Raw genomic sequence first — 7,051 nt, forward strand, 5'->3', positions numbered from 1 at the left:
TGGAGGGTGTACCCAGCGACCAGGTCTCGATGAGCGACCTCGCCTTCCACGCGCTGCGCGAGTACGTCCGCGGGGACGACCTGCGGCACGTGCACTGGCGCTCCTCGGCGCGGGCCGGGGAGCTGCTGGTGCGGCAGTACCACGACTCCCGGCGTACGGAGGCGGCGCTGCTCCTGGACCGCCAGGCCTCCTCCTACGCCGACGACGACTCCTTCGAGCTGGCCGTCGAGGTGGCGGCCTCCCTGGCCGCGGCGACCGCCCGGACCGGTCACGAGCTCAACTTCTTCGGCGGCGACGAGATGGTCGTACGGCTCCCGGTGCACTCGGTGCTGGACGCCCTGTGCCGGGTGCAGCGCGGCGGCGAGGGCGCCGGCTCGGTCGACGACGACGTCGCGAACATGCAGGTGGTCTCGCCGACGACGAGCCTGGTGCTGCTGGTCACGGGCGGCGACAGCGTGCCCGAGGACCTGTTCGGCCGGTTCGGGGCGCTGCCGCCCGAGGTGCAGGTCGTCGTGATCCGTGCCTCGAGGGGTGAGCGGGCGTGGGTCGGCCGCCACCAGGGGTGGACGGTGCGGACCGTGGGCACCCTCGAGGACCTCCCGCCGCTGATGGCGGTCCGCTGATGGCGTACTCCCTGGCCCCGTTGCCGCGCTACGCCTCCCTGGACGGGTTCGCGGTCGCCCTGCTGACCGCGATCGCCCTGGCCGGCCTGCAGCCCACCTTCTCCGGCTGGAACTGGGTGGCGGTGGCCGCGCTCGGGATGGCGGTCGGCCTCGGCTGGGCGTACGCCCTGGCGGCGCTGCGGCTCGGGCCGGCGATGGTCGTCCTCACCCTCTTCATCCCGTACGTCCTCACCGCGGGGGCGTTCGCCCTGGGCGAGTGGGGCGACTGGTTTGGCATCCCCGACTCGACCACGCTCGGCCAGGTCGTCACCGGGACCGGCTCGTCGTGGGCGCAGCTGGTCGGCACGTTGCCACCACTGGACTCCGAGGGTGCGGTGATGCTGATCCCGTACCTCCTGGCGATGGCCGCCGGCGGGCTGTCCGGGTCGCTCGCGATCACCTCGCCCCGCCCGTCGCTGCCCGTGGTGCCGCTGGTCGCGGTGCTCGGGGCCGCGCTCGTGCTGGGCACGGCCGAACCGTTCTCGGTGGCGCTGCAGGGGCTCGGCTTCGGTGCGGCGACGCTGCTGTGGATCGGCCACCGGTCGGCCCGCAGCGCGGCCAGCCTCGGCTCGCTGCGGCGGCTGCGGGGCCGGCTCCCGGTGGGCCCGCGCCGGCGCTGGGCACCGTTGACGGAGGCGGAGCGCCGCCTGACGACGGTGTCGACCCCTCGTACGCTGGCCTCGGTCCTGTGCGTGGCCGTGGCGGTGGCCGTGGTGCTGCCGATGGCCTCGAGCAGCCCGTCGCGGACCCGCTGGGTGCTGCGGGAGGCGCTGCCGGCGTACGACACGAGCGGCACGACGACCCCGCTGACGGTGTTCCGCAACTTCCGCCCGGTCCACGAGCCGACGATCGGCAACGAGGTGCTCTTCTCCGTCGACGGGGTGCCGGACGGGACCATGCTGCGGATCGCGGTGCTCGACGGCTACAACGGCACCAGCTGGTACGCGGTGCCGGACCGTGCGGACGACTACGAGGACCGGTTCCTGCGCATCTCCTCGCAGATCACCAACCCCTCCAAGGGCCGCAAGGGTCAGGCGCGGATCACCGTGGAGCACGCCTGGCTGCTGGACTGGCTTCCGGTGGTGGGGCAGCCGCAGGCGATCGAGTTCCTGCGCGACCCGGACCGGAAGCTGCGCAACGGTGTCCGGTTCAACCGCTCCACCGACGCGGCGATCACCGAGAAGGGCGTCAAGGTGGGCGACAGCTACCTGGTGACATCGCTGCTGCCCAAGGACACCCTGACGCCGCAGATGAAGCAGTACCGCTCCCCCGACTGGGAACTGCACTACGCCGCGGAGTTCCTCGACGCGCCCGTGCAGGTGATGAGCGACCGGTCCAAGCCGCCGATGGTCCGCCTGTTCCAGCTGGCCGACTGGCTCTACATCGCGGGGCGTTACAGCGACGGCGATCCGGGCTGGCAGTCACGGTTCGTCAAGGGCCACGATGCCGAGCGGCTGGGGAAGGGTTTCGTGGAGGCGCCGCAGATCGTCGGCAACGACGAGCAGTACGCAGCCGCGATGGCGCTGATGGCGAACCGTCTGGGCATCCCTGCCCGCGTGGTCGTCGGTGCGGAGATCTCCGGTCGAGGCGTCGTGCGCGGTCGCGACATCCAGGCGTGGGTGGAGGTGCGGGTGCGCGACGGGTCGTGGCGCCGACTGCCGACCCAGACCTTCATGAGCGACACGCCCCCGGACCAGATCGATCCCCCGAAGCAGAGCCTGCCCAACAAGTGGAACCAGGAGCCACCGGACAGCCCCGAGGAGATCAAGCGCAAGGAGCGCGAACGCCGCGAGGAGGAGGAGGCCGAGGAGGAGCGGGAGCGGGCCGAGCAGCGGCGCCCGTTCTACCTGCTGGGTCTCGTGCCCGTGCTGGTCGTCGGCGCGATCCCCGTCGCCAAGCTCGTACGCCGTCGCCGCCGCGGCAGCCGGTCCGACCCCGACGTGGTGGCGCTGGCCGGTTGGGCGGAGGTCGTGGACACGGCCACCGACCTGGGCCTCGACGTACCGCGCCGTCCGCGGCCCGACCAGGCGCGAGCCCTGGACGTGGACGTCGCCCTGGCCGAACGGGCCGACGTGGCGACCTTCACCGACGAGGCGCCGGAGGTGGCGGGTCACTGGACGGCCGTACGCGCGGCGACCGCGCAGCTGAGGGAGCGGGCGCCGTGGTGGCGGCGCTGGCTGGCGCCGTTCAACCCACGGTCGCTGCTGCGGCGCGGGCCGCGGTAACCGCTGGTTGAGCCTGTCGCTGGTTGAGCCTGTCGCTGGTTGAGCCCGTCGAACCCGGTCTCAGCGCGGCCCGTGCACCCGACGCCGCAGCGCTCGGAACAGCAGCACGAGCCCACCCACGACGCCGACGACCAGGACGGTCCGCCCCAGCGGTCCCATCGGCAGCTCGGCGCCCTTCTCGCCGCCCGCGACGGGCTGACGGGCATCCTCGGGGACGGACAGCTCGTCGAGGGTCGCCACCTGGCAGACGTTGGTCGCGAACTCCTCCGTGGTGCCCACGACGTACTGCTGGCCGACCTCGAACTCGGCGTCCACCGAGCTGGACACACCGACGAGGAGGCTGAGCGGCCAGGGCGCCTGCTCCTGGCCGGCGAGCACCCAGACGTCCGCGGCCAGGTCGTCGCCCTCCCACACGCGCTGCACGGAGAACCGCGTGTACGGCCCGTCGTTCTTCTCGGCGATCCCGGAGAACACGTGGTCCCCGGTGCCGTCGAACGGTCCCGCGCAGTCGGCGTGCGCGGCGGTGCCGGTGACCGTCAGCAGGCCACCGGCGAGCAGCGCGCCGGTCAGCGCGGTCGCCCCGGCCAGGGCAGTCGTACGGGAGACGGCCGTACGGCGCGCGGTGCGGCGTGGCGACATGGGTCCTCCAGGTGGTGGGTGGTGCAGCCTCCTAGCCTGCCCCATCGCGGTGGCCGCGCCGCCGGCACCGTCCCCAAATCGGGTCAATCACCCCAACGTGGGGTCACCGGGAGAGGGTCGGTCGAGGTTGGGGTCGCTGGGAGAGGATCCGTGCACCCGAAAACCTCTCCGACCGTCCCCAACTCGGTCGTACGGCCGGGGCTGTCCCCAAAGTGGGGACATCGCCCCACTTTGGGGTCGACGGGAGAGGTCCCTCAGAGCGCGAACCGCCCCGCGAACGCCCGCAGCGGCAGATCGGCGCTGGTCACCACACCGGGCGGCGCCTCGACGACGGACCGGATGGAGTTGAGGACGGGAAGCCCGGTGACCGTCATGCCGATCTTGGCGAAGTCCTCGGGGTTGGAGAGGTCGGTGCCGGGGCGGGGGAAGATCATGTGCTTGGAGTAGATCTGCGGGTCGCCGTCGACCTTGGTGATGTAGCAGCCCTTGATGTCCCAGCTGGGTTCCGTCTTCGGCGTCATCTGCCACTCCAGGTGGGTCTCGACGCGGGCCACGCCGTCCTTCATCCCGACGTACTTGATGTAGTTGCCGCCAAGCGAACCCTTCGGCAGGACGTACCAGCCGAGGTCGACGTCCTCGGTGCACGCGCCCAGCTCGTACTCGAAAACCACCTCGTCGAGCTCGAGCCCGAACGCGTCGGCCATCATCCACACGGAGTCCTCGAAGACTCGGGTGTACTTCTCGAGCATGCCCGGCAGCGCGGGGTCGTCGACGGGGCGGCCGTACCCGACCTCGATCCAGGTCTCCTTGGAGTGGTGGCAGGAGACGTCGACGGACTCGATGGTGGTGACGTTGCGGATCTCGGAGACGTCGGCGGTGTGCACGATGCCGAGGATCTGGTTGAGGCCAGGGTTCATGCCGGTGCCGTAGAAGGTGGCCCCGCCCGCCTTCGCGGCCTCGTCGAGGATGTCGTTCCAGGACCGTCCCGAGGGGTGCGGGTGGTTGGCGTTGCGATGGTGGCCGGTGATCCAGTCGGCGGTGGTGACGATGTTGATCCCGGCGGCGAGCACCGTGAGGTACAGCTCCTCGTCGGGGAAGACGCCGTGGAAGGTGACCACGTCCGGCTTGGCGGCGATGAGCTCGTCGAGGTCGCCGGTCGCGAGCACGCCGATGGGGCCGATGCCGGCGAGCTCGCCGACGTCCTTGCCGACCTTCTCGGGCGAGTACACGTGGACGCCCACCATCTCGAGGTCGGGGTGGTCGGCCATCCGGCGGATCATCTCGGTGCCGACGTTGCCGGTGGCGACCTGGTAGACGCGGACGGGGGCTGGCTTGCTCATGGTCTCTCCTGGTGGTACGGGGCTGGCGGGCGTCGCGGGGTCGGGCTGTCGGGGCCGCTCAGTCGGGCGGGGTCAGTCCGACGGGCATGCGCTCGCCCTCGGGGTAGAACTGCTGGGCCCAGGTGCGCAGGGCGGTGAAGCCGGCGTACTCCCCACGGACGAGCGCGGCGGGGTCGGCGTACTTCTGGTGCGACCAGATGACGATGTCGGCGGCGAACTGGTCGATGACGGCCTGCCCGTTGCGTACGGCCCGGCGGGCTGAGGTCTCCTCGTCGACCCCGTCCTCGCGGCCGATCCACACGGAGAACCGGACGTCGCAGGTGCGGTCGTCGACGGGCGTGACGGCGGTGGCGGTGCGGTTGTCGATCATCCCGTGGCTCTTGGTGACGGCCAGACCGATGCCGCAGTTGATCGCCTCGACCCAGCTGTCGACCTCCTCGATCGACCCGGGCTCGCCCTCGAAGGCGATGGTGAAGTCGACGCGGGAGATGGGTTCGTCGAACTCCTGCCGCGTGAACTGCGGGATGATCGGCACCTTGTGGACGTATTTGAAGTGCGCGAAGTCCACGCCGTTCTCGAGCACGTACTGCGGGTGCAGCTCGAGCGCGGGGTCGTACAGGGTGCTGCGGGAGTGGTAGTCGGCGGCGCTCCGGCCGTCGTCCCAGGCGCTGAAGACGTCGGGGACCTCGAAGTACGGCTCACGCCGCTCCAGGTCGTGCCAGACGTAGATGGCCTCGTTCTTCTCGACGGTGGGGAACGTCTGGATCCGCTTGCCCATGTTGGGGCGGTCGGAGTACGGGATGCAGGTGTTGCGACCCTGGGCGTTCCACCGCCACCCGTGGAAGGGGCACTGCACCTCGTCCTCGACGACCTCCCCGCCGTACGCGAGGTGCGCGCCGAGGTGCTGGCAGTAGGCGTCCATCACGGTGACCTGGCCGGAGTGGCCGCGCCAGGCGACGAGGTCGCGTCCGAAGTAGGTCATCGGTCGGACGGTGCCGACGGGGACCTCGTCGGACCAGGCGACCTGGAACCAGCCGGTGGGGCGCATGCTCAGGGGTGGCTTGGCCATGGGCGGGACGCCTCTCCTCGGGTCGCAGAATCATGGTTACACTGAACAGAACCGAGATTCTGCACCGTACGATCGGACCGCGCAAGAGCCCCACCCCGTTGGTCGAGCTTGTCGAGACCCCGCCTATCCCGTCGAGACCGAGGAACCCATGCCCACCACCCCGCCGGCCCCGAGCATCGAGGACGCGCGCCGGTCGCTGTACCGCTCACAGGTGCTGGCCGCCGCGGAGGCGGAGTTCTCCCGTCACGGGTTCGCGGGGACGAAGATGGCGGCGGTCGCGAAGGCGGCGGACCTGTCGCTGGCGACCGTCTACAAGCAGTTCTCCGGCAAGGAGGAGATCTGGGACGCGCTGCACGCCGACCGGATGGCCGAGCTGCTGGCGCACGTCGAGGGGTCCGGCAGCACCGGCACCCCGCTGGAGCGGGTCGTACGCGGGATCGGGGCGGTCGCGGAGTTCCTGATGGCGCACCCGACCTACCTGGACATGAACCTGTGGAGCACCGTCGGCTGGGCCTCCACCCCGCACCGCGCCGCCACCGGCGTCGAGGCCAGCGTGTGGAGCTCGGGCCAGGAGACCATCGCGGCCGGGATCCGCGCCGCCGTCGCAGCGGGCGAGATCCCGGACGTCAAGCCGTCCGTGGGCGTCGGCATGGTGGTGGCGATCCTCCAGGTGCACCTCTCCGCGTGGGTCACCGACGGCCGTACGCAGCCGCCCGCCGAGGTCGTGGCCGCGCTGGAGGAGCGGTTGCGCTGGGTGCTGGCGGGGCCTTCCTGAGCGGGCCCCCCGCCCCTCTCTGCGACCGGTCCGGGACCGCGCTGACAGCAGGTCGGCCCGCGTCCCCCGAAATGAAGAAGAACCCGGAGTGGAGCCTCCAGGTTCTTCAGTGGAGCCTGGGGGACTCGAACCCCCAACCCCCTGCTTGCAAAGCAGATCGGAGCAGGAGCACAATAGGGCTCTGAGCAGGGAAAACGTGGTCAGGAGTGGTCATAGATTCCCCCAAGATGACATAGTTTCCCCCACCAGTCCCCCACAGGGACTCCCTCTGCCAACGCAGCATGGGGTTAGAAACGGAGGTTGCGGGGATGGCCGGAAGACGCGGATTCGGTGAGGTCGAG

At 70.9% G+C, this 7,051-nt stretch carries 6 protein-coding genes; 3 read left to right on the top strand and 3 right to left on the bottom strand.

The genetic code is table 11. The features are described 5' to 3' along the window. Together ACI379_RS14325 and ACI379_RS14330 are read left to right on the top strand one after the other, a co-directional pair. Nucleotides 1-623, top strand: a 623-nt coding sequence (locus tag ACI379_RS14325; protein WP_439792771.1) for a DUF58 domain-containing protein, incomplete at its 5' end; no start/stop codon positions are given. Next, a complete protein-coding gene (locus ACI379_RS14330) occupies nt 623-2,887 on the top strand; it encodes a DUF3488 and transglutaminase-like domain-containing protein (protein ID WP_439792772.1) in 2,265 nt (754 codons plus the stop codon). The genes ACI379_RS14325 and ACI379_RS14330, both read left to right, overlap by 1 nt. Before the next feature lie 60 nt (nt 2,888-2,947). On the opposite strand, the gene ACI379_RS14335 is transcribed toward ACI379_RS14330, so the two are convergent. The 3 genes from ACI379_RS14335 to ACI379_RS14345 all read right to left on the bottom strand — a co-directional run bounded on the left by ACI379_RS14335 (nt 2,948) and on the right by ACI379_RS14345 (nt 5,935). Continuing rightward, nucleotides 2,948-3,526, bottom strand: coding sequence for a hypothetical protein (locus ACI379_RS14335; protein ID WP_439792773.1), 579 nt, complete (start codon nt 3,524-3,526; stop codon nt 2,948-2,950). A 254-nt stretch (nt 3,527-3,780) separates the two neighbouring features. Next, nucleotides 3,781-4,866: an NAD(P)H-dependent amine dehydrogenase family protein gene (locus tag ACI379_RS14340; RefSeq protein ID WP_439792774.1), complete on the bottom strand. Its 1,086-nt coding sequence runs from the start codon at nt 4,864-4,866 to the stop codon at nt 3,781-3,783. Between the two features lie 58 nt (nt 4,867-4,924). Beyond that, a complete protein-coding gene (locus tag ACI379_RS14345; RefSeq protein WP_439792775.1) occupies nt 4,925-5,935 on the bottom strand; it encodes a Rieske 2Fe-2S domain-containing protein in 1,011 nt (336 codons plus the stop codon). A 148-nt stretch (nt 5,936-6,083) separates the two neighbouring features. Here ACI379_RS14345 and ACI379_RS14350 point away from each other — a divergent pair, with 148 nt between their 5' ends. Then, nucleotides 6,084-6,710: a TetR/AcrR family transcriptional regulator gene (locus ACI379_RS14350; protein ID WP_439792776.1), complete on the top strand. Its 627-nt coding sequence runs from the start codon at nt 6,084-6,086 to the stop codon at nt 6,708-6,710. The last annotated feature ends 341 nt before the right edge of the window (nt 6,711-7,051 follow it).

The sequence above is a fragment of the Nocardioides sp. genome (assembly GCF_051876515.1).
Classification (GTDB): domain Bacteria; phylum Actinomycetota; class Actinomycetes; order Propionibacteriales; family Nocardioidaceae; genus Nocardioides.

What these genes read in the sequence shown, in the direction of transcription:
- ACI379_RS14330 (WP_439792772.1), top strand. Translation starts at nt 623, where the DNA reads ATGGCGTACTCCCTGGCCCCGTTGCCGCGCTACGCCTCCCTGGACGGG.
- ACI379_RS14335 (WP_439792773.1), bottom strand. Translation starts at nt 3,526, where the DNA reads ATGTCGCCACGCCGCACCGCGCGCCGTACGGCCGTCTCCCGTACGACT.
- ACI379_RS14340 (WP_439792774.1), bottom strand. Translation starts at nt 4,866, where the DNA reads ATGAGCAAGCCAGCCCCCGTCCGCGTCTACCAGGTCGCCACCGGCAAC.
- ACI379_RS14345 (WP_439792775.1), bottom strand. Translation starts at nt 5,935, where the DNA reads ATGGCCAAGCCACCCCTGAGCATGCGCCCCACCGGCTGGTTCCAGGTC.
- ACI379_RS14350 (WP_439792776.1), top strand. Translation starts at nt 6,084, where the DNA reads ATGCCCACCACCCCGCCGGCCCCGAGCATCGAGGACGCGCGCCGGTCG.